Source organism: Kineothrix sp. MB12-C1 (assembly GCF_030863805.1).
In the GTDB taxonomy this organism is placed as follows: Bacteria; Bacillota; Clostridia; order Lachnospirales; family Lachnospiraceae; genus Kineothrix.
This window is the reverse complement of sequence record NZ_CP132957.1, coordinates 2,179,728-2,199,781: the sequence shown is the minus strand read 5'-3', so window position 1 is coordinate 2,199,781 and position 20,054 is coordinate 2,179,728. Positions and strand designations below refer to the sequence as shown.

The window sequence follows — 20,054 nt, the reverse complement described above, 5'->3', positions numbered from 1 at the left end:
CCTTTATTCATAAAGAAATGAACACTCTTAATAAGAGTGTTCTAAATCATAAAATTCCCTTAAATTATAATACCTGCTGAAGCTTATTTTCCAGTTCTGACTGGCTCACTGCTCCTACCGATACGCTCACTGCTTCACCGCCCTTGAATATAATAAAGGTCGGTATCGACATTACCCGGTATCTTTGAGCTACTTCTATTTCATCATCGATATTGCATTTGCCTACTTTTACTCTTCCCTCGTACTGCTGTGCCAACTTTTCCACAATTGGAGCCATCATCTTACACGGTCCGCACCAATCCGCATAGAAATCCACTAAAACGGGGATATCTGCTTTCAACACTTCTTCATCAAAGTTCGCTGTTGTAAATTTGTATTCCATCGTATATGCCTCTCTTTCTATCTCACAATAATATATTTATAAATAGGATTACCTAAAGAAGAAAACTTCTCTTCATATTCGGTCATAATATTTCCCTGCATCATCTCTTCCTCATGATGCAAATCATAAGTGACCTTCTCGGCCTTCCATCCTGCCTCATCCAATTCTTCTAATGCAAACAAGAATAAATCCCTGTTATCCGTCTTGAATTCAAGCTGCCCATCTCTTCTCAACATCTTATCATAGCGTGCAAGAAATTCCCTCGATGGCAAGCGGCGTCTGGCATGTCTGTCCTTCGGCCACGGGTCGGAGAAATTCAGATAAATTCTATCGATCTCTTCCTCTCCGAAAACCTCCGTAATCGTCTCCGCATCCATTCGGATAAAACGAACGTTAGGCAACGCCTCCGGCTCTTGCTCCATTTTCTGAAGTGCGCGCAAAAGGACGCTGGAATATTTTTCTATCCCGATATAATTAATATCAGGATGTGCCTTTGCCATATCCATAATAAAGCGGCCTTTTCCCATTCCTATTTCAATGTGTATCGGCCGGTCATTGCCGAATACCCCGATCCAGCTTCCCTTCCTGCTCTCAGGCTTATGAACCACAAATTCACTTTCACCGATTATTTCTCTCGAACCCGTTATATTCCGTAAACGCATAAAGCCGCTCCTTTTCGTAACTGTTCATCAAACTCACAGTTACATGTAAAAATCCATTAAAATCACCTTCGGCGAGAGGATTTTTACTTATCTTTCCACATATTCTTACGGTCAGCGCAGTAAATGCGCAGACCTGATAAATAGTTACTTCTTTTCTATTATCTGTTTTATTTTACACCATCATGGAATAAATGAAAAGCCCTATTGAAACCAGAATAGCAATGCCCTATCGGCTTGCGCGATAATTTATTTATTAAAAATTATTTTTTTTATTTATTTCCTTTGGTTTTCATATAAAATAGTGTATTATTAAAATTGACTTTTAATTTTTCAATAGGAGTGTTATCTCAGATGTCTTTTACTTTTCATAAATCTTATCGCCTTAAATTAAAGAAACAAGTTTGTCTTTTCGCTTTATCCGCCTCGCTTTTTTCCTCCTCCCTCGCTGCTAATACCTTATCTGTACATGCCGCGAGCTTGGACGAGCTTACTCAGGATATGGAAACGCGAAAGACCCTTCCCATACAGTCGAACGAAATAGAGAACTGGCCGGCCGGCCCTTCGATCGGCGCTGAATCTGCCATTATTATGGAAGCTAATACCGGCGCTATTTTATATAGCAAAAATATCCACGAGAAATTATATCCGGCCAGCACTACTAAGATACTCACCTGCCTCATTGCCGCAGAAAACTCTTCCTTGGATGAAATGGTTACCTTTTCCCATAATGCTGTTTTTTCCATTGAAAAAGGAAGTTCTAATATGGGTATGGATGTGGGGGAAGCAATCACCATGGAGGAAGCTCTATACGGAATCCTGGTCGGTTCTGCTAACGAAGTAGCCAATGCCGTAGCTGAACACATCGGTGGAAGTACCGAAGGATTTGCCCAAATCATGAACGACAAAGCGAAGGAGCTCGGCTGTACGGATTCCAATTTCGTCAATGCCAATGGTCTGCACGATGATGACCATTATACATCAGCCCACGACCTCGCTGTTATTGCACAAGCATTCTATAAGAATGAACTGCTTGCCAAAATCTCCGGTACACCGTCTTACCATTTTGAGCCTACCGCAACGCAGCCGGACGATTTCATCCTTCGTACTCATCATAAGCTGGTAAACAATGAATACCCTTGCGAGGGAATTATCGGCGGTAAAACAGGCTATACGAACAGTGCAAGACAGACACTCGTAAGCTGCGCTGAACGCAATGGGATGAAACTGATATGCATTATTATGAAGGAAGAATCTCCGAATCAGTTCTCTGATACGATAGACTTATTCCAATATGGCTTCAGCAATTTCGAAATTGTCAACGTATCGGAAAACGAAATTAATTACAACATCAATAATGCCGACTTCTTCCAAACTAATAACGATATCTTTGGCAGTTCGAAGCCCGTCCTCTCCTTAAATCAGGAGAGTTACCTCGTACTTCCGAAGACAGCAGTATTCGAAGACACTCTCTCCTCCATCTCCTACGAGATCGACGACGATAGCCAAATAGCCAAAATCGACTATACTTACAATGGCGTATACGTTGGCAGTGCCTCTGTGGATATTGCTCTAGGCACTGCATCAGCTTATGACTTCGATACTTCCATCGAGGAGACTGGCGAAGACGAATTAGATGCGGCGGATAAGGATTCACAGGAGAATATTATTTTCGTCAATGTCAAAAGAGTGCTTTCCTTCGTTCTCATTGCCGCAGGAATCCTCATTTTCCTCCTTATTATAAAGTCTCTTATACAAAATTATAGTTTCGCCAGGAGACGAAGAAGCCGCTTACGCAGAAGAAACAAACGGCGGGACCGGATGCGTTCCAGATATCGGGATTTTGATTTTTAATAGTTTCGAAAAATAAAGGCTAAAAGCGGAAGAGATAACGCAGACTTTCCGCTTTTAGTCTTTTCTATTTAAGATATTTTTTCGTTCCATTCGTCCTTATAAGTTTATTCATAATAATTTCCGTTGCAGCAATGATGAGGATTCCAATCAGAATTGAAATAATAAAAGGTGTTAGTAATTCCATAAGGGAATTATATTCTGTGGACACAGTTCCTTCTACAGACGTATATCCCTTCCAAAGCATATATATCGGAATTAAACATCCCCATATAAAATTGTTTACAAAATGAATGATCATCGGAACTACGATTTTCCCGGAACGATAATAGTAATATCCACACAACATACCACAGACAAAAGTATGAATCCACATAAATGCAGAGAAGTGAGCCACGGCAAACAATAACGATGATATAAAAATCATTTTTCCTGCTCCGAAACGAGTTCTCAGTAAGTTCATCATAATTCCCCTATAAAAAAATTCTTCCGCCACCGGGGCTAATAACGCAAATATCATAAATGACGCTGTAATGCTTCCCGGTCCCTGAGCTCCCAGGTTTCCTGTTAATATCTGCATTACTCCGCTGATCGGGCTGAAAAAAGCAAGTCCGATTCCGGTAAGAACAGCCCCTATTACAAAAATTATATTTACCCTTTCTTTATCATTCCATACAATTTTACTTTTTCTTTTTAAAGTGAGGGCTATAAGAAGCATAATTACTTGCGAACTCAATATGGAAACATTTGGATTCTGTATTTGAAATGATACTAATAATACCCCTATCGTCTGTAATCCTATCCACCAGGCAAGTAATATCCCTATACATTTTAAAATAATCTCCATAATCCCCCTCCCTCATTGCATATTTTTCCCAGAATCAAATGCTATAGATACTTACATTTTCCGGTATAAATATAATAATTGCAAGTTTTTGACGTGAATAGAACGAATATCCCAATATTTAGAAATATAAAAATATTAAATACCTTGACATTTACATTTCTCTCTGTTACACTAACAGTGTATTTTAAATAAAGTTTTGATTTCACATATTTTTTGTAAGTCATTATTATATTGATGATTTACAAAAGATATGTGATTTTTTTAATTTTATAAGATATATTAAAATTAAGGAGGTATCTTTCATGAATAAAGGTACAGTAAAATGGTTTAACTCACAAAAAGGTTTTGGTTTCATCTCTAACGAGCAGGGCGAAGATGTATTCGTACATTATTCTGGACTTGCGATGGATGGATATAAAACATTAGATGAAGGCCAGCGTGTAACTTTCGATGTTACAAAAGGCGCTCGTGGATTACAGGCTGTTAACGTTTGTCCCGCATAAGCATCGTCTCAAAAGACCACTTTATAAGTGGTCTTTTTTATTTCCTTTATAATCAACTTGCTTTTCAACTTGACACTGTAAAGATTGCTTGCTATAATCTTTACAGTGTCAAGTTTTATACGAGAGGTACATAAAAGATGAATAATAAACCTTACCATCATGGCGACTTGCGGAATAACCTTATTGAAGCCGGCATTGATTTGATTAACCGTGAGGGTATCACTGGTTTTTCCTTACGCAAAGTGGCTGCCAAATGCAATGTCAGCCATGCAGCGCCTTATAGCCATTTTAAGGATATCGATGACTTAATTTGTGCGATGGGCGAGCATGTGACCAAACAATTCATGAAGAAGTTAAAAGCGTCAATGATTGGGCAGAAGCGCAACCCTAAATCCATCTCCATTCTTGGCGAAGCATACATCTCTTTTTTCATTGAGAACCCGCAATATTTTCAATTCTTATTCTACAGTTCAGGGATAACCATTGATCTTGACAACGATAATACTGACGACTATCCACCCTTTGTTTTATTTCGGGAGGCTGCCTATCAAATGTTCCGGAGCATCCGGTTACCGGAAGATGAGTATTTGAAGACACTAATAACGTTATGGTCAATGGTGCATGGAATTTCCTCGTTACTCACGAATAAAAATATACGTTATTCCGGGAACTGGAACGATATCTTTAAAAACAATATTCTTTTTAGGAGAGGACATAATGAAGATTATTCTACATGATTTGAATCAGCAAGAATTCACGGCATGGAATCTGAACAAAGATGACGATACCATTATTATCTCTGATAACGGCACAATACGTAATTGTATTGGCTGCTTTGGATGCTGGATTAAGACCCCGGGAGTGTGCGTCTTGAAAGATAATTACAACAATATGGGAGAACTACTTTCCAAATGCGATGAATTGCTTATCATCAGCCAATGCGTATATGGTAGCTACAGTCCCTTCATACGCAACATTTGGGATAGAAGCATCCCCTATCTTCTTCCCTATTTTATAACCAGAAACGGTGAAACTCATCATTTGAACCGCTATAAGAATAATTTTTCACTGTCTGTGCATTTTTACGGAGATGATATCACCCAAGAGGAGCGGGAAACAGCAACAGCCTTGGTAGAGGCGAATGGTGTAAATTTTTACAGCACGGGAAATAAGGCATATTTCTATAACAGCCTGCACGCTATTCAGGAGGTCTTTAAATGAAAATTGCAATGATTAACGGAAGTCCAAAACTCGGGAAAAGCAACTCCGGTCTGATGCTCCAGTCACTTCAACCACTGATGGATCCCGGGCACCAAGTATCCCATTATAACATCAGCATGGCTCCTCTGACCAAAGAGCAATATCTGGAGCTTTGCCGCATGGATACACTGGTTTTCGCCTTTCCGCTCTACATCGATGCCGTCCCTTCCCATCTGTTTCGCATGCTTATTAAACTTGCAGAATACCATAAGACCGAAGGCAATAAGGATATTTCTATCTACGCAATCATAAACAACGGTTTTTATGAAGGCCGCCAAAATCATATCGCGGTGGATATCATTAAAAACTGGTGTCATCGTGAAGGATTTACTTTTAGACAGGCCATTGGCCAAGGGGCAGGTGAAATGATGGGATTCATAGATAAAGTTCCTATAGGGCATGGTCCTCTTAAAAACCTAGGAACAGCATTACAGAATCTTGCAGATAATCTCCATTCCAACCGCAGCGGTCAGACCCTGGTGTTCAGCCCTAACTTTCCGCGTTTTGGCTGGAGGTTTATGGGGACACATTTTTTCTGGAACACGACCGCTAAGCAAAATGGACTCAAACCAAACGATCTTTTAAAAAGGCTTTAGGACAGTATGGAATCTCTTGCATTACGGCTTATAGAAGAACAAAAGTGTGTTCCACACTTTCATACTTTAATGTAACAAGCTCTTTCCTAATAGAATAAAAAATATGGCAGACGAAGTAAAATCCAGTCTACCATTTCCCTATTTTTATATACAATCTGAAATTTCTCATCTGCTTTGTTTTAAGCATAATATACTGCTGGTGACCGGACTTGAACCCGTATTTACCACATTTAATAATTCCTTGATTTTACGATGTTTCCATGCAATACCGCATAAATACGGCGTTTAAAAGGTTTTTATTGCGAACTAATATGCTTTCAAAAAGTCGGATTGTAGGTCGTTGTGGACATTGATGCAACACGATATGCAACACGAAAATTTGCATTTATAAGTTAATTATTATTGTACTTAAAAAGTGTTGCATGGGTGCAACACGTCTCAAATGCCCCTTATTATGTCCTGAACGTCAAAATATGAGATATCTAGCCTATAAATTGCGATTTATTAAAATAATATTTTAAAAACCCATTGACATTACCTCGCTATCGTGGTATTATATGTACATAGCAAACAACAACTTAGTTACATGGAGGTGTATGATATGTGGACGGAGTGCAAAAAAGAGATGCAATTCCTTCTTGACAACGGATGGAGCAAGGAGAAGATAGAAGATACATGGGATGTTTGTATGAGTCAGTGGAGTGCCACTAATCGCCGCTCTCTTGCTGGAATCAAGGAAGCTGTAAGAAAAATCGAAAATGACTTAAAAATGAACCCTAAAAGCGAGACTTTCGAACCGTTTTTTGTAAAAAATGGAGAAGCATGGGCGGTAAAAGCAAGAGGTATTGATTTTCTTCCAGACCATACCGTGAAAGTCAGAAGAAAAGATGGCACTTATGCGGAAGTGGAAGTTTTAGACACTATCGACTATGAAAGCAAGGAAGTAAGGCTGTATACTATCATCTAAGAAAGGATGATTTATCATGAAAAATTTAGCAATTAACGCAATCGAAGAAGTTTGGGAAGTTGCAGAGGAAACCATAATCGGCACTTACAAAACAACCTACGGGAAAGGTATAAATGAAGCTTTCGCGGACATTGCCGAGAACGAGGGCTATTTGTATATCGATGCCTGTGAAGCGTACAGACACTATATGCGGAATATCCAGGAAGAAACAGACCTCGGAAGTTATATCGGTTTTACGGCCGAGGATGTTCGCAAAGACTTTGCGGAGTGGTACGAGAAAAGCGAGATGTTTTCAGAAATCACGCTTGCGGACTTGAAAGAATTTATGGAGTAAGAAGCAAAACAAAATCGGGCGGTCAGACCGCTCTTTTGTCGTTTATTAGAAGGGAGAAATCATGCTAATACCAATAAAGACATACGCGGAGCGCAACGGCATAGACGCAAGCACTGTGAGACATAAATGTTTAAAGGGCGGGTACAAAACCGCCATAAAGCTGGGTAGAGACTGGCTTATAGACGAGGACGAGCCACACACTGACCTTAGGCGGAGGAGTGATAACGCTGGCGGGAAAAGCCAGTCCATCCCGACCGACAGATGAGGAATCAAAGCTATGAGACAGAGAAAAATTGTTATAGGCCAAACATATGACAGATTAAAAGTGATTGAATCTTTAGGCATAAAGCCAGTGGGCAGTAAAAACCTTACCGTATACCTGTGTGAATGCGAATGCGGAAATAGGGTCGAGGTACCGGGCACGTATATCGGAAAAATGCGCAAGAGTTGTGGTTGCCTTGCGGCTGAAACTAAAAGAGAGATTATGGTTGCCGCCATGAGGAAAAAGAGGGATGAAACTATAAAAGAAGGCTCTGACGTGGCGCGTATATCAAATAGCAAGCTAAGTCGAGCTAATAAAAGTGGATGTACGGGTGTATGTTATGATGAGACAAACGGATTATGGAAATCCTATATAAGCTTCAAGGGAACGAGATATCATCTCGGAGGATATCACGACAAGGTAGACGCGATTACAGCAAGGAAGATAGCTGAAGGGAAGTTTTACGGCCCATTTTTGGAGTGGTATGCCAAAGAGTATCCGGAGCAGTGGGAAAGATTGCAAAAAAGAAATACGAGTGCGCAATAACTTTACATGAAAAAAGGCCCTGAATCATGAAATCAATCACGGTTCAGAGCCTGTTCACCAAGACTATTTAATTTCTCCCACGGTACCAATTATGTAAAATCACGATATCATTGCAAATAGTTGAATTAAGTAGCTTCCTTGGATATCGTCCTCGTCTTTATCTAATTCTCTTTTTCCAAAAACCTTAAAATTACATCCATTATAAAATTCAAGAAGTTCTTTCTTATCCTCACATTCTAAATATATGAACCTGCCACCAACTTCTTTTTGCACATTTCTTATTTTATTAATAGCCATCTGCAGCAGATCTGGTCCAGAGATTAATGTATCATTGCCGCTCGTGTAATTTTTCCCCAACTGGGCTATTAAAGGGGCTGGAAATCTGCATTCAGCTCTGGTATGTTCGCAGCCTTGAGAAGTGAGTTTTCTTATCTCGTTAGCGCTTAGAACCGATTTACTTATTGTAATCGTTTTCATGGAAACAGTATAATATCCAACAAGTTCTGTGTGCTCCCCGTCCTCTGTCTGCCAAAATACTAAATGAGTTTTAGATGTTGTTCTTTTTGAGAATTCAATTGCTTTATGCTTAATAAAATTTTCAACATCTTTATTCAGAGGACATGTAAAAGAGGAGAGGATAGACTTTGTCTCACCCTCTCCTAGCTGTTCTATTACATCACTCAAATTCATCTCTACAAAATGTGTCTTAACAAACTTTTGTTCCATATCCTATTTTTTACCAAAGAATTCTTTGATTTTATCCCCCGTTATTTCTGTACATTCTCTTGTAATCTTTATAGGCTTGTATTTAACTCGCTCAATTTGACTCAACGACTCTACAAATGTATGAGCAAGTCGCTTATCTTTAATATTAACATCTTTTAAAATACTTTTTGTTGCCATACATACCACCTCCTAGATAATAGTTGGCATATTATATTGTTTCTCTTTAATTTAAAAAATATACGCAAATAAATCGCACCTTTTTCTAATTCTTATCTTTATATGCGAAATTATTTGTCCGGGATTATAAAAGTAAGAAAAAATTATAAGCGCAACAGGCGCAGTATCTATGCCATTATTATATCTCAGTAGTTAAGAAATCACAACCACAACATCTAGTGTGCTTTTGTTTTATTTAAACAAAATATTACATTTATCTACATATTGTGTTTACATAACTATTTACAGTGATACTTATTAATCATAAACTACTATATGAAATTTCTCCCGGATGAGTACTAATAATTTCTAGAAAAGCAAAAAAGCCCCAAACCATGAAAAAATCACAGTCCGGGGCCTTCTCCTACTCTTCTACCTTATACAATTTCAGCATAGATATAATTCCCATACTCTCTAACCGTTTGATAAACCGCTCGGCATTGTTCCGGCTCCTGTAGGCTCCAAGTTGCACAATCCATAGCTTCCCTTCCGGCGCAAGTTCATCTTCTACTACATCAAAGCGTGTCAGGTCATATTTTTCGATGTAGTCATTGATGAGAGACTCCGCGTAGGTCAGTGAGGTAGCATATCCACAGTCCTGCAAATACTGACAGGCAAAGACATAGTTATCACATCCGATTATAGGCTTATAACGCAACGTTTTGCCACTATCCGTACTTCTTTCAGCTATGTAGGTATTGTGGTCGAGTATGGATGATTTCCAACTGTCGTATGCCCGCCATTCGATACCGGTGACTGTGTAGTAGCTTCCATCGGTACGTTGTTCTGTAGCAATCTTGATATAAGTCTTGCCTGTCCAACCGTTCTTTTTGATTCCGAACAAGGCATTGGCATTCTGTGCCAGCTCCGAAGTTCCTCTTGCGGATTCCTTGATAGCCTGAGCCACTACCACCGAAGGAAGCATAATCTTACGGTCAATCCAATCCTGTCTTGCAATCTCGCCCACGTACTCTACAAACTCATCGGAGGTCATATTGTGATTTTCTTCCGGTACCGACTCCGGCATGACTGCATAATCATAGATTCCATTAAAGATAGCTTGCGCAATGGTATCTGCTCCACCGATGCTATTGTATAGGTCTACATCCTGCTCATTATCGCAGAAGCAGACTTCTATCAGCATGGACTTAGCCTTTGTTTTGCGAATTACGTACAGACCGCTACCAGCCTTTACCCCACGGTTTTTAAAGCCGTAGGTGGCGATATTACTGCATACATCAAGCGCATCCTGGTACTGCCTACCCTCATAGGTATAGACTTCTACGCCCTGTCCGGTATGTGCTGCGGAAGCGTTAAAGTGGATGCTGATAAACCAGTCCAAATCCTCACGATTTGCCAACGCAACGGCTGCAGCCAGGTACTCCGCTTGCGTATTGGCGGTATCTATCGTGCAATCTACTACTTTAACGCCTGCCGCGCGTAGTTTGTCCATGAGAGCATACCCGACAAGCCTCGTATGGTTCGATTCTTTGATAAGACCTACGGCTCCATATCCGGCGCCACTTATGGTATGCCCACAGTTTACTCCTATTGTCATAACTACACGCTCCTTATTCTTTCAGTTCAGGCAGCCCTGCTGTAGATGTCAGCAGAGATAAGATTCCAGCCAGCGCCGATGCGGACACTACCACTACCCAATTTACCTCTGACATGATCGCCGCCGTGCCAATCATTGCAACCGCTGTCTGTGCTACTGTTTTGATTGCCCTTACTCCTGCCGCTTTTAACCATTTTGTAAATTCTTCTTTGTTCATACTTTTCTCTCCTTTTATAATATTGTCAATAGTGCTGTAACAAAGGCCCCTACGACTCCGCCAACAAGAGCGGTAATGATTGCAGCCTTTACTTGCCGGTTAGTTTCCACGGGTACCTTTTCCAATGCTTCCAGCCTTGCGCCCTGCTTCTTCTGCTCTTCCAGCATGTTTTCCATATTTACCGCCATCTTATTAACAGACAATGCCAACGCTTGAATAGCTTTACTTTCTGCCTCAAGCTCCTGCACCCGATGTTTTAATGACTTTATTTCATGCTCATGGGCTTCAAATTTTACCGCTACTTCTGTTTCCATGCTTCTCTACTCCGTTCTATGTATAGTTTATAAAGGTAAAATTGTAAAATTAACTGTAATAAAATTTCCTGTCCCAGCATCGCCCGTGTCTCTTAGCAAAAAACCTCCCGAAGTCTTAAGTGGAGTCGAATACTTAGTTTTATCGTAATCACCAACTCCTTGTATTACCGCGCTATCAACGGTTATGGAATACTTATCAGCATTTATTAGTGGGATAAAATAATCGGTATAGCTTGAATTGGGAATCTTGCTGCTCGGTTTGCTGTAACCATAATAGTAGCTGCCATATTCGCGGCGATTTAAAGCGATTAGCGTATTATTGGCGCTGTTTGAGTGCAGGGAAATGTTATGCTGGTCAACCGGTATATATGGCAAATTTCCGTTTGTAGCTTGTTTAAAATAAAAGTTACCATTTTCGCTGTAGTTATTAAAAAATTGTAATGCCATCGGCGAGTCAACAACGCCGTTACCCACCACCAAAGGCGCATCATCAATGTTGATATGTCCTACGATATGATTGTTAATAAATCTCATGTTTTGATTAGTTGCTGCGGTGGGATAGTTGTGTGCATAGATAGCTTTTGTCCCCGTTCCAAGTCCTATGAATGTGCAGTCCCGAAACTCTACCGTATTAGAATTTCCCATGCCTACACCTACGGAAGCATTGGTATCTGAAATAAACCTGCATCGGCTAAAAACCGTCTCTCCGCTTGCGCTTGTAAATCCTTGTCTCTCAAAGTGCATTGCATAGGAATTTGTCCCGCCAGTGCTCTGGAATGTTATACCGTAAAAATATCCCTGTCCGCAGGTGTATAGTGGTGCGTTTGGATACGCGCTTGCATACCGGATAATAGTCTGCCCTTGAATTCCCACCAAATCTATGCCCGGATTGTCATTTAACGTTATTTCTTCGCCATAAGTACCCTCATATATTAGTATCGCTACTCTGTTGGTTTTACTTGCGTATGTTTTTGCATAGTTGATAGCCGCGTTTATAGTAGTATACTGCGCCCCCACTTTTCCAACCGTAAGAAGATTAGAATTTGATTTTAGATTTGTCTTGTCAAGCTTTTGATTTAGGGTATCAATATCATTAGTATTTGTCGTTACTCTGGTATCAAGTTCCTTACCCTGCACCGCATCCAAAGCAGTTCCCGGAACGGTAGCGAGAAGGTTATTTGTAAGCTTACTGGTAGTTAAATATTCTGTCCAATCGCTTATCGCATTGTGTTCCGGTCGTATGTATCTCACATACACTCTTTGAGGACTTGTTCCTCCGGTAAACGCGTTGAAATGGGCGTAACTTCGGAAACCAGTAACTTTTTCAATAGTAATACTTCCAGAAGTGTCTGGAATATCTGTGACTGTAGGAGTAGTTTCAGATATTGACATCGTTATCTGTGAATTATTTCCCATAGCCGTAGCAATCTCCAAGCACGTCTTAGGAGCAGTCAATCCTAAATCAGCTAAAGATGTATAATTCTTAAATTTAGTATAAAACGTCCCGTTGCTCACACCGATTGTGATATTGTCGGGTTTGCCGATTCCTATTTGCGTGGGGGTCATGACTTGCACGTCTGATACATTTTCCGCGTGCTCCGCCGCTTCCTCTGCTCTTATAGCATACGTCTCTGCCAAATCCGCGCTATTCTCTGCATTTCCTGCACTAGTCTGAGCTATCCCGGCCTGTACGGTAATGTCTGCCAAATAATTAGGCTGCAGCTTATCCGAGGTAATGGACCCGTTCTTTACCTCTGCTTGTACCTTCCCTTCGCTGGAAATGGTGAATGAAATGGTATCGGAAGAGTTAAACTCATATTGCGTGATGAGGGATTTCATATCTACATACTGTTTTGTCCCATCATCTAATGTAATAACTAGACGCTCATTCTCTGCATCATAAACAAAATTCACAGCCATTTTTTCCAGCTTTGTATCAATGCTTGCCGTAGTGCCATTTAAATAGGTAACAGTAAATACACCATTAGTGCTGTTGTATGTAACATTCTTAACCATGCCATTTGCCGTGGTTTTATCCAACTTAGAGGTATCAAGGCTTATGACGCGGTTATCTATCTCATTTGTCGCATAATCTATTTTATTTAGATTTGCTTCGTTAACCGGTGTTTTTTCACTCGGATAATTCTCCCAATTGATCCGGCTGTAAATCTTGTTCATTTAAGGTTTCTCCTTCCTGGATATTCTCTAACTGCTCTGTAATAATCTGTGCGACTGCAGCCGTCGTCTCCGATAGAAGCTCATATAGTACAAGGCGTTTCACTTCCATAGGCAAATCACTCAGATTCATATTATCTACTATTTTCTTCCTGAGTTCCTTTATTTTTATATCCATACTTATCCCCTATCCTATTAAATTGTAAGCCTTTAGCGCATCTATGATTTCGTTGATTTTATTCATGTTATTAGTTTCGGATGCACTGTACAGCTTTGATACAGATTTCCTAGTAGCACCTCTATTTCCAAAAAATCCAACATAGCTAGCAGAACCGCCGCACTTCACTTCCCCGTCAATATTGATAGTGCCTTTCATTGTGTGGGTTTTTCCGATATTAAACTCTGTATCTTGAGAAAAATATACCTTATCGCCAAATGTAACAGAAGTACCGGTATTGGCTCTAATATTATTAACGTAAAGATAATCTTTTACATACATGGAACCACCGGACGTAATAGAATTTCCGCTAATTGTTGATGAACCATAAGTGTTTCGAACAGTAATTCCAGTACCAATTACACTCGTATAATCAGAGCCATAAACTAACATAATTCCACTATCCGAACCCGATGCATACATGTTAATTCTACCGCCGGTAATGATGGCGTTATTGGAAGTAATCGTGCCGGAAAAGTTGCCGTTAGTAGCGGTTATCGTTCCATCCGCTGATATTTTACAATTGGTAGAATCTAATACAAATCGGTTGGAGGATATTTTTACCTGTCCACTCTCTATACTTAATTGTGACGACACCTCTCCTTTAGATACTTTCAGTGATATACTATTGGCTGTCTGAGTAATACGGCTGGATAGCAATGATTCAGCACTTGTCGCGCGGGTGACTTCCGTTTCAATTTTATCGGCTGTTTGAGTGATGGAGCTGGTAAGTCCTGCTTCAACATCTCTAATCTCCGATTTTGTCTCTTCAACCGTACGGGTAAGTACATTGGTTTTCCCCTTGAGCTGCAAGATAGATTTATGTACAGAATTTACATTTTCCCCGTATATCTCCGCTCCGTCCGCCTCTAATGTGTCTTTCAAGGATTGAATTCCCTTTAATACCCGGCGCAAAACATATGCTTCTATAAATGTCCTTTGTTCATAAATACTTACATGTTCTCCAACGTTTATATACGGATTCCCTATTGCAGTACACGAAAAAGGATGATAGGGGCTCACTTCTCTAATGACAGAAAAAAGATTATTTGCAACACCGGCCAGAATCTGTGCACTTAATCCGTAGCATAAGAAGTTATCTTCTACGATGTACGCATTATTACCAGTTCCGGCTATTGCACCAATATCATTCTCTTCCTGCCTAATCTGCAGCTTATCTATCTTAGGTGTTTTAAAATCCTCATACCTACATTTAATATATTTATGCCTGCTGTATTTCTCAGACTGACTAAAGGACGGGTAAAGATTGTCCTTAGGATAAAGGTCATTTCTGGGATAAAGAGTTTCTGTTATAGCCGGGAGCAATATATACCGAAATCTCCCATCTCGTCCTATATGGCCGAAGCATCCATTTATTTCACAGATGGCAGTTATTACAGTTTTTCCGCTTAATTCACTTGGCTCTATCGTTTTATAGACCATCAAATCATCATTAGCTAGAGTTACATCTTCCTGCACAATGCCAAAATAAGAAAGAAAACTGCTGCGAAAGGCTTTGAGTTTTAAGGGGAATACTAGCCCGTTATACCACCTTGATACATCCGTATTAATAATCCGCCACATATCATCGTAGGCAATAATATCGCGATATGTTCTGTTTGCTTCCGGCTTATCAGAATCTACTATATAAGTACCAAAAGTAAAAAAGTTATTCCTATCACCATCCAAGTATTCGCTTACCGTAATCCGCTTACCCGTCATTGGTGTCACATGGTTTCGAACCCTAATTTTAAATACACTAGACTCACAAGAACCAAAAGTAAGCCTCTTCTCCGAACAAAGACACTCTTCCAATTCCATGCTTTCGCTTTCTACATCTGTATTATTTATCTCTTTATCATCATAGGAAATTACTAATTGCTTATCTATGGAGTTTTCATAATATAATTCTTTTAATCCCATGCGACCTCCTAATATTCAATCAATGTAACTTTAAAGGAATTATAGTTAATATCATTTTTCCTTTCGTCAACAGTATGTATTTGATATTTGATATCCGGCATATACATGACTGCAGAAGTATATACATTATCCTCATCGTTCCAATAAGTAACAGATACTTTTCGTTCCTTTTTTTCAGCCCCACTCAAAGTTGCCAGACCTATCACATTTTGGAACGCCATTTTTTCACTTAGATTCATCTCACGCACAGAAAATGTAATCTTTGTTTTATAATTCTCCGAAGTTTCCCTGTGCAATAACACATTTGCATCCCTGTAAGCATCTATTTCTACTCTTTGATTTGGTGTACTCTCCCACCCATCCGCTAATAGAAAGGAATTAGGAAGAGTAACATTGCCAAATTTAATTAACCATCCGCCAAACATTTCTCATTCCTTTCCTTAGTATGAAAACGCTTGTTTACCCGTAGACTTTGAATATATTTCTCCCCTATCAATAACCTCACGGAATATTTCGCGTCCATCTATTTCTGCCACAAATGTATAAGTTCCACTTCCATTTATCTTATCCGCCAAAGTGTCCATCCATCCGGTATTGTTTTCTAACGGAAGAACCGCTTCACGACCAGCCTCTCCAATCTTAGCAATTGTAGTTCCTGTGGTTATGCCTCCAGTTGCCAGCTCCGGAATATCATCGGAATACATCATATAGTTAGTGCTTCTTCCAAATGAACTTGCTCCCCAGCTTGTCACGCTACTCCATGCGGAAGATACTCCACTTGTGATGGATGATATTTTATCTTTTATTGACGACACCATGTCTGACACAAAGTTTTTCAATCTATCCAATATCCCTTTTACCGTGTCATATACGTTTGTCAATGTATCAGTCAAATCTGATTTCTTATCACCAATGCCTTTGATTAGTCCAGATATAAGAAACTTCCCTATCTCTGCCATGACTGTTGATGGTGAATGAATTCCGAATAAGCTTTTAATAGCTTCTATAAAAGGCCTGAAAATATGATCATCTATCCATTTGTCAATACCTAAAAATCCTTCAATAATCCCTTTCAGAAAACCATCAGGGAGGTAGCTTGCTAATTCTAAAAATGCTTCCTCTATTCCTTCTCTTAATCCCAGTACAACTTCACAAATAATCACCAGAAGTCTTCCAAAAAGACCTAACCAATCTATATTAATAAGAAAATCAACGATATCTCTTCCAACTTGTCCCCAATCAAGAGTTTCAACAGCCTCTAATACGAAATCCAGGAAGCCATTTGCCAATTCGGATAATGTAGCCCCAATCTGTTTCCAATCGGCGTATAATATACTCTCATTTACAAATGTAGCCAGCCCGCTTCCTACTTGCCCCCAATCCGTATTTTTAAGTGCCATAAGTGCAGAGTGGAAAATTCCATCTATCCAAGTACGTACACTTTCACCCGCCATCTCTGCATCAATAGAAGAAAATCCTTCGTTTAAGAAATTGGAAATTTCAAATCCTATCTGCCCCCATTGAATTTCTTTTCCAAGACCAAGGAGAAATTCAAAAATAGAGTTAATTCCCTCGCCCAGCATTTCCGCTGTGTGCATCCAATCAATGCCATTTAAAGCTGTATTGAATGCTTCACCAATGCTTTCTCCTAACTTTTCCCAATCAGTGCCAACGATAAGTTCGTAAAGGAAATTAACAATTCCATTCCACCAATTTTTTATCGTATCTCCCAACAGCTTCCAATCAAAATACTCAGCAAGCGCGTTAATACCTTCGGAAAGAGCTTTCCCCAATTCCTTCCAATCGAATTTCTCTGCAAAAGTATTTAAGAAGATAAGTGCAGTATTTAGCCCTTGTGCTAGTGTATAACCTAAAAGAGTCCAATCTAATTCATAAATAAATCCATTGAGCAAAGTGGCAATTCCGCTTGCAATTCTTTTGGCTTCCGGCTGAATCTTATCCCAAGGGATTTTTTTCATTGCTTCATTTATCTTAGCAGCAATCATTCTTCCTATTTCAGACCAATCGTCTCCACGCAAAATATCCTTTATTTTATCTGCCAATGCCTTAATTTTGGAATCAATAGGTAGTTCTTCAAACATGCCGGATGGGTCAATGCCTCCGGTTTCTGATTCTGGAATATCATTCTTATTTAGTATATTTAACTCGTCGAAGGAAGCCAATGAACGATAGGCTTCTTTTGCCGATTTCGATACTTTGTTTAAACTCTGTGCATAATCTATGGTCTGCTTCTTTGCCTTTATCCAAGTCGTTTTGCCCGTAAGAGCAGAGACGAATTGTGCCACTTTATTTACTGCCGCTGTCAGATAATTGATTAATTGTGTGATATAGGGAATGGCTATGGTTGCAATCGGAGCAAAGGCCGTGGCAAATGCATTTTTTAAAGTAGCAAGCGCACTCACCATATCTGACATAACCGCATTATATTCTCTCGAATATTGTGCAAGATTCTGCAGTCCCTCTTTCATCCCGGCAATCATGGCGCGAAAACCTTTCGAAATCCAATTGAATACAAGGAGGCTTAAAGCAATACTCCCGAGCCTTGATTTCATAGTAGAAAATAAAGAATTCTGCCTTGTTGTATCTCTATGAAGCCTTTGAAATACACCTTTTGCAACATTCCCAATCTTCTGAAACGTACCTGATACTTTAGATAACGCGGAACGTGTAAAGGATGCTGCCTTACCAAATGCACTCTTAGCAGATTCTGCTATCTTCTTAAAAGTTGAAACTGCATTTTGCCCGAATCTTTGTTCAGACGTACCCATTTTCCCAATAGCTTCATCATGTTTTTGTTGAAGCAACATCAAATCATTTTGCGCATGTTTTAATTGCTGAGATACAGTCTCATATTCCTTGCTATCGCTCCCTAATGAAAAAGCTTTTCCGGCCGTTTCAAGCCGTTCCATACTTTCTTTTATTTCATCTACTTTTATGCCGGCACTTGCTATCTCTTCATTAATTTCATTCCATAATGCGCCTGATTTAATTCCTATCGCTTCTAAATCGTTTTGTCTACTTATTAAATTCCCAAGTTCCTTGGTTGCGGCTTCTAATTGCGTTTGAAGTTCTTTATACTCCTTGGTTGGAGCCTTCCTCTGCTCTAGTTCTTTCATCTTATCGCTAAGAGACATTATTTTATCTTTTGTCTTAGTCAGGCGATTTTCTAGGCTTAAAAGCTGCGTACTTGCCTGTTTTGTTTCTATTTTTGTACCTACTCTTATGCTTGCTGCATAATCACCCAAACCACTCACCACCTATCAGAAAAGCCAACTGCACACGATGTACAATTGGCTCTCTAAAGGGTCACCCCGGCTCTGAATTGGCTTTATTTATTTTTGCAAATTTCATAAACTCATCATAACGGGCTTTCTCTTCCGTAGACATTTCATCCTGATCATCCCCGTTTTGGATAGCATATATTCTCTTCGCTTTCTTTTTTGCTTCTTTTTCCTTTTGTGAAAGCTTTGGATTTATCTTTTCGGAACGTATGCCTACCACCTGAGTGTAAGCGCATTCATTCAAGGCCGTAAGCAAGCCCATAAACTTCCACCAATGCATATCTGCTTCTGAAAGATTAATATGGTATTGATTCAAGAAAGCACTATAGATTCTCCATTGGTCCATATCAAAATCCACACAACGCACATTATCGCCTTTTTCAAAATTATCATGGTTCCATCCGTTCAAAAACCATGTAATTCCCTGCATTGCTTCTTCTACACTTTCAGGTATATCGTAATACAATAAATCAATACATCCTGTTATTCTTTCAAATTCTGTGTAATCCGAATCATACAGTAATTGGGAAATCTGTAATCCAATTCTAAAATCTGCTTCTATCTGATATCCTTTCCACTCATCAGGAAGGTCAGAAAGCATAACATTATTCATCAGCCACAGCTTCTTTCTTTTCTTTGTACTCAGCAATCAATTCTGATTTAGATTTTGTATGTGTCGGTTTTCGATTCTTTCTGTATTTCGCCTTTACGTTGTCAATACGTCTGTTAAATACATCGCCAACGATTGGACTAATTTCCTCAAAGAAATCATAAATGCAGTCTTCATCTGGAACAAAATCAGGAATTTCCTCATATATTTCACGGAAATACTTTTTTATGGTTCCATCACCAAACAAGCTATCTATTCTTTCACAGCATTCCATGCACATTTCAATGCGTAACTTTGACAACTCCAAAATTTGTTCCGTGTCAATCTCTGTTACTCCATCTTTAATTTCAACAAGCTTGCGGCCTGTATATTTCTTTTCCCATTTTCCAACAGATTTATCATAAGATGTGCCCCGTTCCTGCATCCACTTGATAATGCCTGTGTACTTATCTACAAAAACTGCGTCATTTGAATTCAACATGATATAGTCATCCTGACTATTTACTATCACCTTTATAAGGTTCTCTGATACTTTTCCGCCTATTCTATATTCCTGCATCGCTTATTCCTCCAATATTGCGGCGGCTAA

At 39.5% G+C, this 20,054-nt stretch carries 24 protein-coding genes; 9 read left to right on the top strand and 15 right to left on the bottom strand.

Annotated features, from left to right (window positions below; genetic code table 11):
- Positions 1-64 precede the first annotated feature (64 nt).
- Entirely contained in the window at positions 65-382 is a 318-nt protein-coding gene (trxA, locus tag RBB56_RS10345) for a thioredoxin (protein WP_306718838.1), read from the bottom strand.
- Between the two features lie 17 nt (positions 383-399).
- Positions 400-1,044 carry a tRNA (guanosine(46)-N7)-methyltransferase TrmB gene (gene trmB / locus RBB56_RS10340; protein ID WP_306718837.1) on the bottom strand — a complete coding sequence of 215 codons (645 nt, stop codon included), beginning with the start codon at positions 1,042-1,044 and terminating at the stop codon, positions 400-402.
- Between the two features lie 498 nt (positions 1,045-1,542).
- On the opposite strand from trmB, the gene RBB56_RS10335 reads away from it, so the two are divergent.
- On the top strand, positions 1,543-2,895 hold the full coding sequence (locus RBB56_RS10335; protein WP_306718835.1) for a D-alanyl-D-alanine carboxypeptidase family protein: 1,353 nt from the start codon (positions 1,543-1,545) through the stop codon (positions 2,893-2,895).
- Between the two features lie 64 nt (positions 2,896-2,959).
- On the opposite strand, the gene RBB56_RS10330 is transcribed toward RBB56_RS10335, so the two are convergent.
- On the bottom strand, positions 2,960-3,739 hold the full coding sequence (locus tag RBB56_RS10330) for a CPBP family intramembrane glutamic endopeptidase (RefSeq protein ID WP_306718833.1): 780 nt from the start codon (positions 3,737-3,739) through the stop codon (positions 2,960-2,962).
- Between the two features lie 302 nt (positions 3,740-4,041).
- Here RBB56_RS10330 and RBB56_RS10325 point away from each other — a divergent pair, with 302 nt between their 5' ends.
- From RBB56_RS10325 to RBB56_RS10290, 8 genes are all read left to right on the top strand, one after another.
- Positions 4,042-4,242: a cold-shock protein gene (locus RBB56_RS10325; protein WP_306718831.1), complete on the top strand. Its 201-nt coding sequence runs from the start codon at positions 4,042-4,044 to the stop codon at positions 4,240-4,242.
- A 137-nt stretch (positions 4,243-4,379) separates the two neighbouring features.
- Positions 4,380-4,979 carry a TetR/AcrR family transcriptional regulator gene (locus tag RBB56_RS10320; protein WP_306718829.1) on the top strand — a complete coding sequence of 200 codons (600 nt, stop codon included), beginning with the start codon at positions 4,380-4,382 and terminating at the stop codon, positions 4,977-4,979.
- The gene (locus RBB56_RS10315) at positions 4,960-5,463 is read left to right on the top strand and encodes a flavodoxin family protein (RefSeq protein ID WP_306718827.1); all 504 of its coding nucleotides are present in this window, start codon (positions 4,960-4,962) and stop codon (positions 5,461-5,463) included. Before RBB56_RS10320 ends, RBB56_RS10315 begins: the two co-directional genes overlap by 20 nt.
- Positions 5,460-6,098 carry a hypothetical protein gene (locus tag RBB56_RS10310; RefSeq protein ID WP_306718825.1) on the top strand — a complete coding sequence of 213 codons (639 nt, stop codon included), beginning with the start codon at positions 5,460-5,462 and terminating at the stop codon, positions 6,096-6,098. The genes RBB56_RS10315 and RBB56_RS10310 overlap by 4 nt, the downstream gene beginning before the upstream one ends.
- A gap of 601 nt (positions 6,099-6,699) precedes the next feature.
- Complete coding sequence (locus RBB56_RS10305; RefSeq protein ID WP_306718824.1) at positions 6,700-7,065, top strand: hypothetical protein; 366 nt, start codon at positions 6,700-6,702, stop codon at positions 7,063-7,065.
- A 16-nt stretch (positions 7,066-7,081) separates the two neighbouring features.
- The gene (locus RBB56_RS10300) at positions 7,082-7,399 is read left to right on the top strand and encodes a hypothetical protein (RefSeq protein ID WP_306718823.1); all 318 of its coding nucleotides are present in this window, start codon (positions 7,082-7,084) and stop codon (positions 7,397-7,399) included.
- Positions 7,400-7,460: 61 nt separating this feature from the next.
- On the top strand, positions 7,461-7,664 hold the full coding sequence (locus tag RBB56_RS10295; protein ID WP_306718822.1) for a hypothetical protein: 204 nt from the start codon (positions 7,461-7,463) through the stop codon (positions 7,662-7,664).
- Between the two features lie 12 nt (positions 7,665-7,676).
- The gene (locus RBB56_RS10290) at positions 7,677-8,207 is read left to right on the top strand and encodes a hypothetical protein (RefSeq protein WP_306718820.1); all 531 of its coding nucleotides are present in this window, start codon (positions 7,677-7,679) and stop codon (positions 8,205-8,207) included.
- A gap of 99 nt (positions 8,208-8,306) precedes the next feature.
- Here RBB56_RS10290 and RBB56_RS10285 read toward each other — a convergent pair whose 3' ends face one another.
- The 12 genes from RBB56_RS10285 to RBB56_RS10230 form a co-directional block, all read right to left on the bottom strand.
- Positions 8,307-8,933, bottom strand: a complete 627-nt coding sequence (locus tag RBB56_RS10285; protein ID WP_306718819.1) for an N-acetyltransferase — start codon at positions 8,931-8,933, stop codon at positions 8,307-8,309.
- A gap of 3 nt (positions 8,934-8,936) precedes the next feature.
- Positions 8,937-9,110, bottom strand: a complete 174-nt coding sequence (locus tag RBB56_RS10280) for a hypothetical protein (RefSeq protein ID WP_306718817.1) — start codon at positions 9,108-9,110, stop codon at positions 8,937-8,939.
- 403 nt (positions 9,111-9,513) lie between these two features.
- Positions 9,514-10,707, bottom strand: a complete 1,194-nt coding sequence (locus tag RBB56_RS10275) for an N-acetylmuramoyl-L-alanine amidase (protein WP_306718815.1) — start codon at positions 10,705-10,707, stop codon at positions 9,514-9,516.
- A gap of 13 nt (positions 10,708-10,720) precedes the next feature.
- On the bottom strand, positions 10,721-10,924 hold the full coding sequence (locus RBB56_RS10270) for a holin (protein WP_306718813.1): 204 nt from the start codon (positions 10,922-10,924) through the stop codon (positions 10,721-10,723).
- A 14-nt stretch (positions 10,925-10,938) separates the two neighbouring features.
- Complete coding sequence (locus tag RBB56_RS10265) at positions 10,939-11,238, bottom strand: hypothetical protein (RefSeq protein WP_306718812.1); 300 nt, start codon at positions 11,236-11,238, stop codon at positions 10,939-10,941.
- Positions 11,239-11,265: 27 nt separating this feature from the next.
- Positions 11,266-13,416, bottom strand: a complete 2,151-nt coding sequence (locus RBB56_RS10260; RefSeq protein ID WP_306718810.1) for a hypothetical protein — start codon at positions 13,414-13,416, stop codon at positions 11,266-11,268.
- Entirely contained in the window at positions 13,370-13,591 is a 222-nt protein-coding gene (locus RBB56_RS10255; protein ID WP_306718808.1) for a hypothetical protein, read from the bottom strand. The genes RBB56_RS10260 and RBB56_RS10255 overlap by 47 nt, the downstream gene beginning before the upstream one ends.
- Positions 13,592-13,600: 9 nt before the next feature.
- Entirely contained in the window at positions 13,601-15,553 is a 1,953-nt protein-coding gene (locus RBB56_RS10250; RefSeq protein WP_306718806.1) for a hypothetical protein, read from the bottom strand.
- Positions 15,554-15,561: 8 nt separating this feature from the next.
- Positions 15,562-15,978 (bottom strand): DUF6711 family protein, encoded by a 417-nt coding sequence (locus tag RBB56_RS10245; protein ID WP_306718803.1) that lies wholly within the window; start codon positions 15,976-15,978, stop codon positions 15,562-15,564.
- A 15-nt stretch (positions 15,979-15,993) separates the two neighbouring features.
- A complete protein-coding gene (locus RBB56_RS10240) occupies positions 15,994-18,819 on the bottom strand; it encodes a phage tail protein (protein ID WP_306718801.1) in 2,826 nt (941 codons plus the stop codon).
- Between the two features lie 61 nt (positions 18,820-18,880).
- Positions 18,881-19,468, bottom strand: coding sequence for a Gp15 family bacteriophage protein (locus RBB56_RS10235; protein WP_306718799.1), 588 nt, complete (start codon positions 19,466-19,468; stop codon positions 18,881-18,883).
- On the bottom strand, positions 19,461-20,024 hold the full coding sequence (locus tag RBB56_RS10230) for a hypothetical protein (protein ID WP_306718798.1): 564 nt from the start codon (positions 20,022-20,024) through the stop codon (positions 19,461-19,463). The genes RBB56_RS10235 and RBB56_RS10230 overlap by 8 nt, the downstream gene beginning before the upstream one ends.
- Positions 20,025-20,054 lie beyond the last annotated feature (30 nt).

What these genes read in the sequence shown, in the direction of transcription:
- trxA (WP_306718838.1), bottom strand. Translation starts at nt 382, where the DNA reads ATGGAATACAAATTTACAACAGCGAACTTTGATGAAGAAGTGTTGAAA.
- trmB (WP_306718837.1), bottom strand. Translation starts at nt 1,044, where the DNA reads ATGCGTTTACGGAATATAACGGGTTCGAGAGAAATAATCGGTGAAAGT.
- RBB56_RS10335 (WP_306718835.1), top strand. Translation starts at nt 1,543, where the DNA reads ATGGAAACGCGAAAGACCCTTCCCATACAGTCGAACGAAATAGAGAAC.
- RBB56_RS10330 (WP_306718833.1), bottom strand. Translation starts at nt 3,739, where the DNA reads ATGGAGATTATTTTAAAATGTATAGGGATATTACTTGCCTGGTGGATA.
- RBB56_RS10325 (WP_306718831.1), top strand. Translation starts at nt 4,042, where the DNA reads ATGAATAAAGGTACAGTAAAATGGTTTAACTCACAAAAAGGTTTTGGT.
- RBB56_RS10320 (WP_306718829.1), top strand. Translation starts at nt 4,380, where the DNA reads ATGAATAATAAACCTTACCATCATGGCGACTTGCGGAATAACCTTATT.
- RBB56_RS10315 (WP_306718827.1), top strand. Translation starts at nt 4,960, where the DNA reads ATGAAGATTATTCTACATGATTTGAATCAGCAAGAATTCACGGCATGG.
- RBB56_RS10310 (WP_306718825.1), top strand. Translation starts at nt 5,460, where the DNA reads ATGAAAATTGCAATGATTAACGGAAGTCCAAAACTCGGGAAAAGCAAC.
- RBB56_RS10305 (WP_306718824.1), top strand. Translation starts at nt 6,700, where the DNA reads ATGTGGACGGAGTGCAAAAAAGAGATGCAATTCCTTCTTGACAACGGA.
- RBB56_RS10300 (WP_306718823.1), top strand. Translation starts at nt 7,082, where the DNA reads ATGAAAAATTTAGCAATTAACGCAATCGAAGAAGTTTGGGAAGTTGCA.
- RBB56_RS10295 (WP_306718822.1), top strand. Translation starts at nt 7,461, where the DNA reads ATGCTAATACCAATAAAGACATACGCGGAGCGCAACGGCATAGACGCA.
- RBB56_RS10290 (WP_306718820.1), top strand. Translation starts at nt 7,677, where the DNA reads ATGAGACAGAGAAAAATTGTTATAGGCCAAACATATGACAGATTAAAA.
- RBB56_RS10285 (WP_306718819.1), bottom strand. Translation starts at nt 8,933, where the DNA reads ATGGAACAAAAGTTTGTTAAGACACATTTTGTAGAGATGAATTTGAGT.
- RBB56_RS10280 (WP_306718817.1), bottom strand. Translation starts at nt 9,110, where the DNA reads ATGGCAACAAAAAGTATTTTAAAAGATGTTAATATTAAAGATAAGCGA.
- RBB56_RS10275 (WP_306718815.1), bottom strand. Translation starts at nt 10,707, where the DNA reads ATGACAATAGGAGTAAACTGTGGGCATACCATAAGTGGCGCCGGATAT.
- RBB56_RS10270 (WP_306718813.1), bottom strand. Translation starts at nt 10,924, where the DNA reads ATGAACAAAGAAGAATTTACAAAATGGTTAAAAGCGGCAGGAGTAAGG.
- RBB56_RS10265 (WP_306718812.1), bottom strand. Translation starts at nt 11,238, where the DNA reads ATGGAAACAGAAGTAGCGGTAAAATTTGAAGCCCATGAGCATGAAATA.
- RBB56_RS10260 (WP_306718810.1), bottom strand. Translation starts at nt 13,416, where the DNA reads ATGAACAAGATTTACAGCCGGATCAATTGGGAGAATTATCCGAGTGAA.
- RBB56_RS10255 (WP_306718808.1), bottom strand. Translation starts at nt 13,591, where the DNA reads ATGGATATAAAAATAAAGGAACTCAGGAAGAAAATAGTAGATAATATG.
- RBB56_RS10250 (WP_306718806.1), bottom strand. Translation starts at nt 15,553, where the DNA reads ATGGGATTAAAAGAATTATATTATGAAAACTCCATAGATAAGCAATTA.
- RBB56_RS10245 (WP_306718803.1), bottom strand. Translation starts at nt 15,978, where the DNA reads ATGTTTGGCGGATGGTTAATTAAATTTGGCAATGTTACTCTTCCTAAT.
- RBB56_RS10235 (WP_306718799.1), bottom strand. Translation starts at nt 19,468, where the DNA reads ATGAATAATGTTATGCTTTCTGACCTTCCTGATGAGTGGAAAGGATAT.
- RBB56_RS10230 (WP_306718798.1), bottom strand. Translation starts at nt 20,024, where the DNA reads ATGCAGGAATATAGAATAGGCGGAAAAGTATCAGAGAACCTTATAAAG.